The organism is Kaistia dalseonensis, from assembly GCF_030814715.1.
Lineage (GTDB): Bacteria > Pseudomonadota > Alphaproteobacteria > Rhizobiales > Kaistiaceae > Kaistia > Kaistia dalseonensis.
The window spans coordinates 85832-100036 of the sequence record NZ_JAUSVO010000003.1; the positions used below are offsets into that span (position 1 = coordinate 85832).

13 protein-coding genes are annotated in these 14205 nt (G+C 67.9%); 8 read left to right on the plus strand and 5 right to left on the minus strand.

Translation table 11 applies throughout. The features are described from left to right. The first annotated feature begins 151 nt into the window (after positions 1–151). The 4 genes from QO014_RS10825 (at position 152) to QO014_RS10840 (ending at position 3884) form a co-directional block, all read left to right on the plus strand. Positions 152–691, plus strand: a complete 540-nt coding sequence (locus QO014_RS10825; protein WP_266348721.1) for a MarR family winged helix-turn-helix transcriptional regulator — start codon at positions 152–154, stop codon at positions 689–691. A gap of 419 nt (positions 692–1110) precedes the next feature. Beyond that, the gene (gene petA / locus QO014_RS10830) at positions 1111–1671 is read left to right on the plus strand and encodes a ubiquinol-cytochrome c reductase iron-sulfur subunit (protein WP_266348722.1); all 561 of its coding nucleotides are present in this window, start codon (positions 1111–1113) and stop codon (positions 1669–1671) included. Between the two features lie 16 nt (positions 1672–1687). Next, entirely contained in the window at positions 1688–2956 is a 1269-nt protein-coding gene (locus tag QO014_RS10835; RefSeq protein ID WP_266348723.1) for a cytochrome b, read from the plus strand. A gap of 19 nt (positions 2957–2975) precedes the next feature. Next, positions 2976–3884: a cytochrome c1 gene (locus QO014_RS10840; RefSeq protein WP_266349301.1), complete on the plus strand. Its 909-nt coding sequence runs from the start codon at positions 2976–2978 to the stop codon at positions 3882–3884. 52 nt (positions 3885–3936) lie between these two features. Here the strand turns inward: QO014_RS10840 and QO014_RS10845 are convergent, their stop codons facing one another. Genes QO014_RS10845 through QO014_RS10860 form a run of 4 tightly spaced genes read right to left on the minus strand, consistent with a single transcriptional unit; the run spans position 3937 to position 6681 of the window. After that, positions 3937–5175, minus strand: a complete 1239-nt coding sequence (locus tag QO014_RS10845; protein ID WP_266348724.1) for a CCA tRNA nucleotidyltransferase — start codon at positions 5173–5175, stop codon at positions 3937–3939. Continuing rightward, complete coding sequence (locus QO014_RS10850) at positions 5175–5438, minus strand: DUF6111 family protein (protein ID WP_266348725.1); 264 nt, start codon at positions 5436–5438, stop codon at positions 5175–5177. Before QO014_RS10850 ends, QO014_RS10845 begins: the two co-directional genes overlap by 1 nt. A 2-nt stretch (positions 5439–5440) precedes the next feature. Then, complete coding sequence (locus QO014_RS10855; protein ID WP_266348726.1) at positions 5441–6076, minus strand: CoA pyrophosphatase; 636 nt, start codon at positions 6074–6076, stop codon at positions 5441–5443. Beyond that, the gene (locus tag QO014_RS10860) at positions 6073–6681 is read right to left on the minus strand and encodes a DUF1285 domain-containing protein (RefSeq protein WP_266348727.1); all 609 of its coding nucleotides are present in this window, start codon (positions 6679–6681) and stop codon (positions 6073–6075) included. Before QO014_RS10860 ends, QO014_RS10855 begins: the two co-directional genes overlap by 4 nt. A gap of 118 nt (positions 6682–6799) precedes the next feature. On the opposite strand from QO014_RS10860, the gene QO014_RS10865 reads away from it, so the two are divergent. The 4 genes from QO014_RS10865 to QO014_RS10880 are packed head-to-tail and all read left to right on the plus strand — an operon-like array spanning position 6800 to position 13635. Beyond that, positions 6800–7816: an AAA family ATPase gene (locus QO014_RS10865; RefSeq protein WP_266348728.1), complete on the plus strand. Its 1017-nt coding sequence runs from the start codon at positions 6800–6802 to the stop codon at positions 7814–7816. A gap of 4 nt (positions 7817–7820) precedes the next feature. Next, positions 7821–8738: a DUF58 domain-containing protein gene (locus QO014_RS10870; RefSeq protein WP_266348729.1), complete on the plus strand. Its 918-nt coding sequence runs from the start codon at positions 7821–7823 to the stop codon at positions 8736–8738. Beyond that, positions 8735–11557 (plus strand): DUF4159 domain-containing protein, encoded by a 2823-nt coding sequence (locus QO014_RS10875; protein WP_266348730.1) that lies wholly within the window; start codon positions 8735–8737, stop codon positions 11555–11557. The genes QO014_RS10870 and QO014_RS10875 overlap by 4 nt, the downstream gene beginning before the upstream one ends. Further along, a complete protein-coding gene (locus tag QO014_RS10880) occupies positions 11554–13635 on the plus strand; it encodes a hypothetical protein (protein WP_266348731.1) in 2082 nt (693 codons plus the stop codon). The genes QO014_RS10875 and QO014_RS10880 overlap by 4 nt, the downstream gene beginning before the upstream one ends. A 3-nt stretch (positions 13636–13638) precedes the next feature. Here the strand turns inward: QO014_RS10880 and QO014_RS10885 are convergent, their stop codons facing one another. Beyond that, positions 13639–14139 (minus strand): GNAT family N-acetyltransferase, encoded by a 501-nt coding sequence (locus QO014_RS10885; RefSeq protein WP_266348732.1) that lies wholly within the window; start codon positions 14137–14139, stop codon positions 13639–13641. Positions 14140–14205 lie beyond the last annotated feature (66 nt).

Consider the following 14205-nt stretch of genomic DNA (forward strand, 5'->3'; position numbering starts at 1 on the left):
TCCTGTCCTTCCCGCTCTCCAGGGCGCCCGGCACCATCACCGGCTCCCGACGGGCTATTTATATGCGTAACTCACACATATGTCTATAGCATATAAGTGCGTCGATCATAAACTTGCTGCGGGACGGTGGACCGATGCTAGGATTGCGGGCATGAGCAGGACCGATCATCAAGCTGGCGCGCGCACGACGCCCGATCCCGACGCGAACAACCATGCCGCCAGCGACCCGGCGCGGATGGACGACATTGCGTGCATCGATGCAGCACTCGGACGCATCCGCCGCAGCATGGCGCGGCAGTCGCTCGGACGCCGCGTCCTCGATGAACTCGGCGCCGATGTCGATTCGGGCCTGATCGAAGTGCTGCACGCCGTTCAGCGCGGCGAGGCTGATCCGGCCGGCGTCGCGGTGGGCACCGTCGCGGCGAGCCTCGGCGTCGACCCCTCCCAGGCGAGCCGCCTCGTCGCCGAGGCGGTCAAGCGCGGCTATGTGCTCCGCGTCCCGGCGCAGGACGACGGCCGACGCAGCGTGTTGCGGCTATCGGAAAAGGGCCGCGTCCTGTTCGCGCGCTTCGAGATGCACAAGCGCGTCATCCTGCAAGACCATTTCCACGACTGGTCCTCGGAAGACCTCGCCGCCTTCGGCCGCCTCCTGACCCGCTTCTCGTCGATCGCCCGCGGCGAGGACGGCTGAGCCGGAGGCGGGCAACCGGCCGCCGGGGCGACATCAACTCGCTCTATCATGGCCGGGTGTGACCCGGCGGTGACGACGCATGGGGGATGGAGTGGCCATGGCGCGGAGGGGCAGGCGCTCGACCATGGCCACCCGGTAGATGATCGGGAGGCGGGAAGAGCAGAAACCAGGCGAGAGGCCGACAGGCACCAACGCTTCCGGCGGGCCGCGCACTGCCGCGACAATGTGCGCAAGGCCCCTCCGCTCTCTGGACATTGCGGCCGGACGATGGCTAAACAGCTTCTAAACCAGTTCGAGGAAGATCGACTTGATCTGCCTCAAGTTCCGGCCTGCGGGTGCCATCGGGGGGATCCTTTCTGGCGCTCGGGTACGGAACGGCCGAAGGCGTCCGCCTTCGATCGAATGAGAGGGGAGAAATCTTGGCACAGAGCGCTGCGGTAGAACCGACCCGACGCGACTTTCTCTACATCGCGACCGGCGCCGTGGGCGCGGTCGGGCTCGCGGCGGTCGTCTGGCCGTTCATCGACCAGATGAACCCCGATGCCTCCGCTCTCGCCCTCGCTTCCACCGAGGTCGATATCGGCTCGATCCAGACCGGCGAATCCGTGACCGTCAAATGGCGCGGCAAGCCGGTCGTGATCCGCAACCGCACGGCCGAAGAAGTCAGCGCCGCCAAGGACGCTCCGCTTTCCGAGCTGAAGGACCCGATCGCCCGCAACGGCAACCTTCCGGCCGACGCACCGGCGACCGACGCCAACCGCGCCGCGACCGGCAAGGAAAACTGGTTCGTCATGGTCAATGTCTGCACCCATCTCGGCTGCATTCCGCTCGGCCAGCAGGGCGAATATTCCGGCTGGTTCTGCCCGTGCCACGGCTCGGTCTACGACACGGCCGGCCGCATCCGTAAGGGTCCGGCGCCGGAGAATATGGCCATTCCGGTCTATTCCTTCCTGAGCGACACCAAGATCAAGATCGGCTGAGCGGGAGGACATACACATGGCCGGACATTCGACCTACAACCCGCAAAATCCATTGCTGAAATGGTTCGAGGCGCGCCTGCCGATCGGCGGCCTGATCCATTCCTCGTTCATCGTGTTCCCGAATCCGCGGAACCTGAACTACTGGTGGACCTTCGGCGGCATTCTCGCCTTCATGCTGGTGGCCCAGATCGCCACGGGCGTGGTGCTCGTCATGCACTACACGCCGCATGCCTCGCTCGCCTTCAACTCCGTCGAAGGCATCATGCGCGACGTGAATTATGGCTGGCTGCTGCGCTATCTGCACGCCAATGGCGCGTCGATGTTCTTCATCGCCGTCTACATCCACATCTTCCGCGGCCTCTATTACGGCTCCTACAAGAACCCGCGCGAGGTCCTCTGGGTCCTCGGCATGATCATCTTCCTGCTGATGATGGCGACGGGCTTCATGGGCTATGTGCTGCCCTGGGGACAGATGTCCTTCTGGGGCGCGACCGTGATCACCAACCTCTTCTCCGCCATTCCGCTGGTCGGCGAGAAGATCGTGATCTGGCTCTGGGGCGGCTTCTCGGTTGATAATGCGACGCTGAACCGCTTCTTCTCGCTGCACTATCTGCTGCCCTTCATGATCGCCGGCGTGGTGATCCTGCACATCTGGGCACTGCATATTCCCGGCTCGAACAACCCGACCGGCGTCTCGGTCAAGGACAAGCAGGACACGCTCCCCTTCCACCCCTATTTCACGGTGAAGGATGCGTTCGGACTGGTCTGCTTCCTGATCCTCTATTGCTGGTTCGTGTTCTACCTGCCGAACTATATGGGCCACGCCGACAACTATATCGAGGCGAACCCGCTCGTGACGCCGGCGCATATCGTGCCCGAATGGTACTTCCTGCCGTTCTACGCGATCCTGCGTTCGATCCCGTCCAAGCTCGGCGGCGTGATCTGCATGTTCGGCGCGATCGCGGTGCTGTTCGCGGTTCCGTGGCTCGATACGTCCAAGGTGCGCTCGGCCAATTTCCGCCCGCTCTATCGCCAGTTCTTCTGGATCTTCGTGGCGGTCGCGATCGGTCTCGGCTATCTCGGCTCGGCACCGCCGGAAGGCGGTTACGTCATCGCCTCGCGTATCCTGACGGTCTATTACTTCTTCCACTTCCTGGTGATCCTGCCCCTGCTCGGCCTGTTCGAGAAGCCGCTGCCGCTTCCGGCGTCCATCACCGAATCGGTGCTCGGCAAGGGTGCGGCCGCCGTTACGGCGGGTGCGCCATCCGCACCGCAGACCAAGTAAGCGGCGGGACAGGATCATGATGAAGACGCTTACCAAGAGCATCGCGCGGCTGACCTTCGCCCTCTCGCTCGGTGTCGCGACAGCGACACTGGCGGGCGGCATCGCCAGCGCGGCCGAAGAGCCCGCAGCCGGCGGCCATGCCGCCGCCGAGGGCGAGACGCCGCACTATCCGATGATCAAGCCGACGCTTGAATCATGGAGCTTCGCCGGCGTGTTCGGCCGCTTCGATACCGCGCAGTTGCAGCGCGGCTATCAGGTCTACAAGGAAGTCTGCTCGAACTGCCATTCGATGCATCTCGTCAGCTTCCGCAACCTCGCCGACGAGGGTGGCCCGCACTTCAGCGAAGAGCAGGTCAAGACGCTCGCCGCGACCTTCCAGGTCCAGGACGGTCCGAACGATGCGGGTGACATGTTCGAGCGGCCCGGCCGCCCGTCCGACCGTTTCCCCTCGCCGTTCCCCAATCCGCAGGCCGCCGCCGCCGCGAATAATGGCAAGGCACCGCCGGATCTGTCGCTGATGGCCAAGGCCCGCGCCGTCGAGCGCGGCTTCCCCTGGTTCATCCTCGACTTCTTCACCCAGTATGAGGAAGGCGGCCCGGACTATATTCACGGCCTGCTGACCGGCTATACCGATCCGCCCGCGGGCGTCACGGTGCCGCCGGGCGGCCACTACAACCCGCATTTCATCAGCGGGCCGTCGCTCGCCATGCCGCCGCCGCTCTCCGACGGCCAGGTCACCTACACCGACGGCACGCCCGAGACGGTGGACCAGTATTCGCGCGATGTGTCGGCGTTCCTGATGTGGGCGGCCGAGCCGCATCTCGACGCACGCAAGCGCACGGGCTTCCAGGTGATCCTGTTCCTGATCGTCTTTGCGGGCCTGCTCTACTACACCAAGAAGAAGATCTGGGCGAACATCGCCCACTGACCGGCACGCGGTCGTCGATCTCAACGAAAAAGGGCCCCGACGGGGCCCTTTTTTATTGCTGTTGCTGCTGTTGCTGGGCCGCGGCGATCATGCCCTGCAGGCGCCGGCGGAGTTCCTCCGCATCGGGCGCGAAATCCTCCTCGATCCAGCCGCGCTCGAGATGGCGCAGGATCAGCCCGACCAGCGGACCGCGATCAATGCCGCTCTCGACGACATCGCGGCCGGCGAGCGGAAAGGTCGGGATCGCCCAGGCCGAGGCGGCGCGCTTGCGCGTTGCGGCCTCCTCGGTCGGAATCATGCGGCGCGCCGAGGCGAGCGCGAGGCCGTCGAAGAAGGCCTCGCGGCCGATCGCATAGAGCAGAGCGTGGTCGGAAATCGTGTTGCGCGACGGCAGCGCCGTTGCGGCCTCGAGCGCCGCCCTCATCCGCCGCCGCTCGCCATTGGAAAGTCGCAGCCGCAGCGCGATGCGATCGACATCCTCGCCAACCCGCGCGAACAGCGTCGCGAAGCGAAGCGCGGGAATGGGGGGGCCGTCCTCGAAATCGGTGAGATGCGCGAAGGCGGCGAGATCGGCCACGCTCGCGGTGATGAGCGGCAGGATGCCGCTTTCCTGCATGATCGCCACCGTCTCGACCGCGCCGGCCGCGACGACGAGCTTGCGCATTTCCTGCCCGATCCGCTCGGCCGAGAGTTCGCCCAGGTCTTGCCGGGCGCGGATCGCGGCGGAAAGCCCTTCGGCATCCGGCTTGCCGGTGCCATAGGCGGCGTGGAAGCGGAAGAAGCGAAGAACGCGCAGGCGATCCTCGGCGATGCGGGTCTCGGCGGAACCGATGAAGCGCACGCGCCGCGCCGCGAGATCGTCGAGGCCGCCGACGGTGTCGTGCAGGATGCCGTCGAGATCGACCGAGATCGCGTTGATGGTGAAATCCCGCCGCGCGGCATCCGCCGCCCAGTCGCGGCCGAAGCGCACCACGGCGCGGCGCCCGTCGGTCTCGATATCCTCGCGCAGCGTCGTGACCTCGACGGCACGATGCTGGCCGATCACCGTGACCGTTCCGTGCTCGATGCCGGTCGGGACCGCCTTCAGGCCGGCTGCGATCGCCTGTGCCATGACGGCCTCGGGCAGCATCGTCGTCGCGATATCGACATCGGCGACCGGCAGGCCGAGCAGGGCGTTACGAACGGCGCCGCCGACGACGCGCGCCTCGTCGCCGTCCTGCGACAGGAGACTCAGCACATGCCGCACCAGCGGATCGGTCAGAAAAGGCGCATCGCGCAGCGGTGGCACCATCAGTCGAAAGCCCCGGGAATGAGTTGCCCGTTCTCGAACCGGGCGGGATGATAGGTCCGCCCCGCCTCGCCGCCCGACAGATGGACCAGGATGGCGATGGCAAGCAGCGTGGCGAGGATACCCGCGCCGGAGAGCCGCATCCAGACCTTCGTCGCCCAGACCTCACGACCCGGCACGATGCCGGCCGTGATGAAGCGCCAGGCCCCATAGGCGATGAAGGGGGACAGGAAGCAGACGATCGTGAAGCCGGTAAATCGGAGCATGGTCAGGCAAACAATCGTTCATAGAGGCCGCGGATGATTCCCGCCGTGATCCCCCAGATATAGTGATCGTCATACGGCATTTCGTAAAAGAAATGTCGCGCGCCATCGAGTTCGCGGCTGCCGAGCCGGTGGTTCTCCGGCGTCATGAGGAAGGAGAGCGGCACTTCGAAGGCCGATTCGACTTCGTGTGGATTGAGCGCGAGCTGGTGATCGGGAGCCACGCGCGCCACGACGGGCAGGATCCTGAACCCCGTGCCGGCAATATAGGGATCGAGATAGCCGATCGGCTCGACAAGGACGGGATCGAGGCCGATCTCTTCCTGCGCCTCGCGGAGCGCGGCGGCTGCCGCATCGCGGTCGCCGGGGTCGACGCTGCCGCCGGGAAAGGCGATCTGCCCCGCATGCTTGCGCAGGAAGGCCGTGCGCCGCGTCAGGATCACGGTGGGCCGCTCGCGCGCGACGATGGGGATCAGCACCGCCGCCTCGCGCGCGCGGAACCCGGCCGGCGGGTGAAACTCGGGATTGATCACGCGCTCGCCTGCGACGTCGCGTCCGCTGCCGATCGGCGCCAGCAGGTGGCGCGCATGATCGAAGAAGCGCTCGGGCAGGAAAGGATCGAGGCTCTCGGCCGCCATCATGCGCCAACCGTCTCCCCGGCCGCGCCGATGACGAAGAATTGACCGGCCGACCAGACGCCGAGCGTGTCGCCACGGACCGATGCGGCCTCCACGAGGTCATGGACCACCGAACGGGTCAGCCGCGCCTCCAGCCCCGGCCGGACGGTCAGATAGGGCACCAGACCGTCGGACGCATCCGGCACGGCGATCCGCAGCGGATGATCGGCGTCGAGCGGCACGACCTCGCCGAGATTGGTCACGAACAGCAGGCGCGGCACGCCGCCCTCGTCATCCACGATCAGCTCGACCGCCAGGAACGGCACGTCCTCGACGCTGATGGCGAACTTCTCGACCGGCGTGACGAGCACGAAGCCGCCATCCGCCTGGCGACGCAATACGCGCGCGAAAAGGCGCACCAACGCCTCGCGGCGGATCGGCTCGCCCTCGTGGAACCATGTCCCGGCGCGGTCGATCCGGATGTCGATCCGCCCGCAATCGGGCGGGTTCCACAGATGAACCGGCGCCGGGCCCGGCATCGCGGCCGCCTCCGCGATCAGTTGTTCAGCCCGCGTCCCGAGCGGCGAAACATCGCCGGCCTTGGTTTCGCCCTGCTTTGACCCTGACATGCTACATAGAACCTTTCGGCGGGGCGGCTGACGTCCGCATGCCGATCGTGCGAAGATTGTGCGGAAGATCGAGTCACCGGATCTCGCCCCCGCCTCAACCGAAACTATATGGGCCGATATGAGCGCGTTCAATCAGACCTCCCTCGCCGGCTCCGATCCGAGCCAGATCATCGCCGAGGCCGATGCCGCCGTCGCCACGATCCATGCGGCGCGCGCGGCGATCGGCAAACTCATCTATGGCCAGGAAACCGTCGTCGAGCGCGTGCTCGTCACGCTGCTGTCGGGCGGCCACGGGCTGCTGGTCGGCGTTCCGGGCCTCGCCAAGACCAAGCTGGTCGAGACGCTCGGCACCGTGCTCGGGCTTGACGAGCGCCGGGTCCAGTTCACGCCCGACCTTATGCCATCTGATATTCTGGGCTCCGAAGTGATGGACCAGGACGCCGAGGGCCATCGCTCCTTCCGTTTCCTGAAGGGGCCGATCTTCGCGCAGCTGCTGATGGCCGACGAGATCAACCGCGCCAGCCCGCGCACGCAATCGGCGCTGTTGCAGGCGATGCAGGAATATCATGTCACCATTGCCGGCCAGCGCTATGACCTGCCGGCCCCCTTCCATGTGCTCGCCACGCAGAACCCGCTCGAGCAGGAAGGCACCTATCCACTGCCCGAAGCGCAGTTGGACCGTTTCTTGCTGCAGATCGACGTTGTCTATCCTGATCGCGACGCGGAGCGGCGCATGCTGTTCGAGACGACAGGAACATCGGATGCGACGCCGGAACGCGTCATGGACGCGGCTGGGCTCAGAAACATCCAGCAGCTCGTCCGCCGCCTGCCGGTCGGCGCCAGCGTCGTCGAGGCGATCCTGGAGCTGGTTCGTTCGGCTCGCCCGGGCGAGAACAGCGACAAGAAGCTCGCCAGCGTCATCGCCTGGGGTCCCGGCCCGCGCGCCAGCCAGGCGCTGATGCTCGCCGTCCGCGCCCGCGCGCTGATCGACGGGCGCTATGCGCCATCGGTCGACGATGTCGTGGCGCTGGCCGAGCCGGTGTTGCAGCACCGCATGAGCCTGAGCTTCGCGGCGCGCGCCGACGGGCTCACCGTGCGTGATGTCATCGGCACGCTCAAGTCCCGCATAGGATGAGGATGTGACGGAAGTTCGAGCCGCCGTTCCAACCGCAGGATCCATCCACCGCTCGCTGGCCGAAGCGAAGGGCCTGGCCGACAGTCTCCCCGGCCTTCTCGTCGAGGCGCGGCGGATCGCGACCACGGTTCTTGCCGGCTGGCATGGCCGCAGGCGCTCGGGACCGGGCGAGACATTCTGGCAGTTTCGTCCCTTCGTCGCCGGAGAGGCGCCAGGCCGGATCGACTGGCGCCGTTCGGCGCGCGACGAGCACCTCTATGTGCGCGAACGCGAATGGGAGGCCGCCCACACGATCTGGCTTTCGGCCGACCTCTCCACCTCGATGGATTTCCGCTCGCGTCTCGCCGTCGCCTCGAAGCGCGACCGCGCCGTGGTGCTGACGCTGGCCATCGGCGAATTGCTGGCGGCGGCCGGCGAGCGGATCGGCCTGCTCGGCCTTTCCGATCCGATCCTCGCCCGCAACGCTGCCGAGCGGATGGCCGAGACGCTGGCCCATCTCGACAAGCCGCAGCCGGGGCTCCCCGAGGCGCACCGCCTGAGCCGCTTCGCCGATCTCGTGCTGATCGGCGATTTCCTTGATCCGCTGGACGAGATCGAGGCGGCGCTCGCCGCCTATGCCCGCCACGGCGTCACCGCCCATCTGGTCGAGATCCGCGATCCGATCGAGGAAACCTTCCCCTATGCAGGGCGGACGGAATTTCGCGACGCCGAAAGCGGCGCGGTCTACACGGTCGGCCGGGCCGAGCAGATCGGCGCGGACTATCGCCGCCACCTGCTCGCGCGACGGGAACATCTGGCCGCGACCTGCCGGCGCCTCGGCTGGACGCATCTCGTCCACCGCACCGACCGGCCGGCGACGGAGCCGCTGCTCGCGCTGCATGCGCGCCTCTCCGATCGCGCACTGGCCCGAGGTGTCGCATGATCGGCGGCCTGCCCCTCGCCTTCGCGACGCCGCTGGTTCTGTCCGCGCTCGTGCTGCTACCCGCGATCTGGTGGCTTCTGAAGCTGACCCCGCCACGCCCGCGCGTGGAGAGCTTCCCGCCGACCCGCATCCTGGCCGAAATCCGCCAGCAGGAGGAACAACCCGCGCGCAGCCCCTGGTGGCTGACGCTGCTGCGGCTTCTTCTCGCCGCCTTCGTGATTCTCGCCCTCGCCGGCCCCGTCTGGCGCCCTGTCGGCGAAAGCGCGCCTGGTTCGGGTCCGCTCCTGCTCGTCATCGATAATGACTGGCCGGCCGCGCGCGACTGGCCGGCGCGGATCGATACGGCGAGCCGCGTCATCGCCCAGGCGGAGGCGGCCGGGCGGCCGATTTCTCTGCTGGCCACGGCCGAGCCCAGCAATCAGGAACTCGCGCCGACCGATGCCGGGACCGTGCGCACGCGGCTCGACGCGCTGGTGCCGCGCCCCTATGCGGCCAATCGCGCCGCGCTGGTGCCGGCGCTCCGCCAGGCGACCGCGTCCACGACCTTTGGCGGCGTGACATGGCTTGCAAGCGGGCTCGGCGGCCAGGACGTCGAAACGTTCAGCCGCTTTCTCAGCGACGGCATCAATGCGCCGATCACGCTCTATAGCGGCGAGAAGACGACGCTGCAGGGTCTTGCCGCGCCCTCCGCGACGAGCGATGCGCTGACGCTCGCAGTCCTGCGCAGCGATGGCACGGGTGCCGCGAGCGGCACGGTCGAGGCGCGCGACATGAAGGGGCGCTCGATCGGCACGGCGCCCTTCGCCTTCCAGCCGGGCGAGACGAAGGCCGAGGCCGTCTTCAGCCTCCCGTCGGAACTGCGCAACGAGATCGTGCGCGTCGAGATCTCAGGCAGCACCACGGCGGGCGCCGTCCAGTTGCTGGATGATCGCTTCAAGCGACGGCGGATCGGGCTGATCTCGGGCGCGGCAAACGACAACAACGCCCAGCCTCTGCTTTCACCGCTCTATTACATCAGCCGCGCGGTGCAGCCCTTCGCCGACGTGATCGAGCCGCGCGACGCCAATGCCGCGCTCGCCGTGCCGCAGATGATCGAGGGCGGCGCGGCCGTCATCGCCATGGCCGATATCGGCACGCTGACGCCCGATGTCGAGGAGAAGCTGACCAACTGGGTCGATGCCGGCGGTACGCTGGTGCGCTTCGCCGGTCCCCGACTCGCAGCCGCGACCGCCAATGCCGATACGCTCATTCCCGTCCGGCTGCGCCAGGGCGGGCGCGTGCTCGGCGGCAGCCTCTCATGGTCGAGCCCGCAGCCTCTCGCCGCCTTTTCCGAGCAGAGCCCGTTCGCCGGCCTCACGGTCCCGTCCGACGTCACCGTCAGCCGGCAGGTTCTGGCCGAGCCGGACGGCAATCTGCCGGCGCGAACCTGGGCGACGCTCGCCGATGGCACGCCGCTGGTGACGGCGACGCGCCTCGGCAAGGGCTGGCTCGTCCTCTTCCACGTCACCGCCGATACGAGCTGGTCCAACCTGCCGCTCTCCGGCAGTTTCGTTGAAATGCTGCGCCGGATCACCGCCTTCTCATCCGCGCCCGTGACGGCTGACGCCGCTTCCGGCAGCACGTCCTCCGCCGGGACGGCGCTGCCGCCCTATCGGCTGCTCGACGGTTTCGGGCGCTTCGTGACCGGCGATCCGATGGCGCGGCCGCTCGGGGCGAATGCGCAGGTGATCGCGCCGGATCGCGACCATCCCCCCGGCCTCTATGGCGCCGAGGACGGCTTCCGGGCCGTCAATGTGCTCGCGCCCGACGCCCTGCTCCTACCCCTTGATCCAACGCTCCTGAAAGGGGCCACGTTGAAGCCCTATCCGACGAGCGCGCCGACGGACCTCTCGCCCTATCTGCTGCTGGCCGCCCTCGCCTGCCTGCTCGCCGACGCGCTGGCGGTGCTGTGGCTGCATGGCGGGTTGCGCATCCGCCGCGCGGCGCCGGCCGCGTTCATTCTCGCAGCACTCCTCGCCGGCGCCCTGCCGCGACCGGTCCATGCCGATGCCGCGAGCGACCAGTTCGCCGTCGATGCCGTCAGCCAGACCCGCCTCGCCTATGTCACGACGGGCGACAGCAGCATTGACGATGTCAGCCGCGCTGGCCTCGCCGGCCTGTCGCGCGAACTCGCCAATCGCACGGCGCTGGAGCCGGGCGATCCCGTGGGCGTCGATATCGCCAAGGACGAGCTCGCCTTCTTCCCGCTGCTCTACTGGCCGATCGACCCCAATTCGCCCATGCCCTCCTCGGCGACGCTTGCGCGGGTCGACGCCTATATGAAGCAGGGCGGGACCATCCTCTTCGACACGCGCGACGAACTCGACCGCACGCCGGGCGAGACCGGCTTTGCCGGCACGCCGGCGGCGGAGCGGCTGCGCGTGATGCTCTCGGGCCTCGATATTCCGCCGCTCGAGCCGGTGCCGAGCAATCACGTCCTGACCAAGGCGTTCTATCTGCTGGCCGATTTTCCCGGCCGCTATTCGGGCGGGCCGCTCTGGGTCGAGGCCTCCACGCCGGATGACGATCCCGCCAGCGCCGATCGTCCAGCCCGGCCGGGCGACGGCGTCTCGTCGCTCCTGATCACCGAGAACGATCTCGCCGCCGCCTGGGCGACGGATGCCGATGGCCGCTATCTCTATCCGACCCTGCCGCCGGATCCGCGCCAGCGCGAATATGCGTTCCGGACCGGCATCAACATCGTGATGTATACGCTGACCGGCAACTACAAGGCCGATCAGGTCCATGTGCCGGCGCTTCTGGAAAGGCTCGGCCAGTGAACTGGTCCCTCACCTTCACGCCGTTCATCCCGCTCTGGGCGCTCGTGGCGCTCGGCCTCGTCGGCGTGGCGCTGATTGCGCCGCTGCTGTTGCGCCGTGTTCGCGGCGCCTGGATCCGTCTCGCCGCGCTCGGCGCCCTGCTCGCGGCGCTGGCAGGGCCTGTCCTGCTGCAGGAGCAGCGCGATCCGCTGCCGACCGTCGTCGCCATGGTGGTCGACAGGACGGCGAGCCAGACGCTCTCCGATCGCGAGCAGGCGACGGCGGCGATGCGCGCCAATCTCGCCCAGCGCTTCGGCGAACTGAAGAATATCGATCTGCGCACCATCGAGGTCGGCGGCAAGGGCGACGGCGCGCCGGTCGACGGCACGGAACTCTTCAAGGCGCTCGCCACCGGCCTCGCCGATGTCGCGCCGGAACGCATCGGCGCCGTGGTCATGCTGACGGACGGCCAGGTCCACGATGTCCCGACCACCGCGCCGACCGAATTGCTCGGCGGCGCGCCCTTGCATGCGCTGATATCGGGCAAGGACAACGAGCGCGACCGACAGATCGTGATCCGCTCCGCGCCGCGCTTCGCCATTGTCGGCGAGAAGCAGGTGATCGAATACAGCGTCGTCGATCAGGGCATCGATCCGTCAGGCCCGGTCCGCGTGAGCATCACGCGCGACGGCGAGCCGCTCGCGACCGAGAATGTCCAGCCCGGCGCCGTCAATCGCTTCGAGATCGATGTCGCCCATGCCGGGCAGAACATCTTCGAGTTCGAGGCCGCCGCCGTCGATGGCGAGCTCACCACCGTCAACAACCGCGCCGCCGCGATCGTCGACGGCATCCGCGAGAATCTGCGCGTGCTGCTGGTCTCCGGCGAACCGCATGCCGGCGAACGGATCTGGCGCAACCTGCTCAAATCCGACGCCTCGGTCGATCTCGTCCATTTCACCATCCTGCGCCCGCCGGAGAAGCAGGATGGCACGCCGATCAACGAATTGTCGCTGATCGCCTTCCCGACGCGCGAGCTCTTCTCCGTCAAGATCGACCAGTTCGACCTAATCATCTTCGACCGCTACGCCCAGCGCGGCGTGCTGCCGATCCTCTACTTCGACAATATCGCGCGCTATGTCCGCAATGGCGGTGCGCTGCTCGTCGCCTCCGGGCCGGATTATGCCTCCGAGGGCAGCCTCTACCAGACGCCGCTCGCCGACGTGCTGCCGGCGGCGCCGACCGGCCGTGTCATCGAGAAGCCGTTCAGCCCGGAGATCACCGATCTCGGCAAGCGCCATCCCGTGACGCGCGGGCTCGAAGGCGGCGACACCACGCCGCCGCATTGGAGCCGCTGGTTCCGTCAGGTCGAGACCGATACGCCGACCGGCGAAGTCATCATGAAAGGCGCCGACGAAGACCCGCTCCTGGTCCTGCAGCGCGAGGGCAAGGGCCGCGTCGCCCTGCTGCTCTCCGATCAGGTCTGGCTCTGGGCGCGCGGCTATGAGGGCGGCGGGCCGCATGTCGACCTGCTGCGCCGGCTCGCCCATTGGCTGATGAAGGAGCCGGAGCTCGAGGAGGAGGCGCTCCGCGCCAGCGCGCGCGGCGCGACGCTCACCATCGATCGCCAGACCATGCAGGACACGGTCGGCCCCGTCACCGTCACGGCGCCCTCGGGCGCGAGCCGGACCGTGATGCTCGCCGCCGACGGGCCGGGCCGCTTCCGCGCGAGCTTCGATGTCGACGAGATCGGCCTCTGGCGCGTCGAGGATGGCGACCGGCGGGCCTTTGCCCATGTCGGCCCGGCCAATCCGCGTGAATTCACCGATGTGCGCTCGACATTCGACAAGCTCGCGCCCGTCGTGCAGGCGTCCGGCGGCGAGATCGCGCGCATGGCTTCGGCATCGGGTCAGCTGCAGCCGCCGCGCATCGTGCCGACACGGCAGGGCCGCAGCATGGGCGGACGCGACTGGATCGGCATCCGCATGACGGAGGCGTCAGTGCTGAAGGGCGTCGACCGGCTGCCGCTCTTCTCCGGCTTCCTGGGCCTCGCCATCCTGCTCGGCCTCGCCACCGCAACCTGGTACCGCGAGGGACGCTGAGGCTCAGGGGGCGCGTTCCGCCGCCCCGCCCAGCCCCTCGAGCGCGCCATCGTTCAGCGCGCACACCAGCACACGCGCCGGGTCAGCCGGCGCGGGCAGCGTGATCTGGTAGGGCTTCACGCGAACGAATCCGAACGGGCCGTAATAGGGCTCGTCTCCGACCAGCAGCACCACGCTGTGGCCATGCTCTTTCGCGGCCGCGAGCGCCGTGCGCATCAGCGACTTGCCGGCGCCCCTGCCCTTCCAGCTTTCCACCACGGCGAGCGGGCCGAGCAGGATTGCGGGACGTCCGCCGATGCGGATCGGCGTCAGCCGTACGGAGCCGATCAGATCCAGCCCCGACTTCGCGACGAAGGAGAGATCGGAATCATGCGGCACGCCCTCGCGCAGCAGCGAGGCTGCCCGGGTGAAGCGGCCGGGCCCGAAGGCGTGCTCGTGCAGGGCCTCGATCGCAGGCGCGTCGTCGGCCTGTTCGGCCAGAATGGTGAAACTGTCGATTTTCATGAAAGGCGCATCTCGTCGGAGATCGGTAGCGGCGTCCGACGGGCGCACCGCGATCAGACTGGGCCG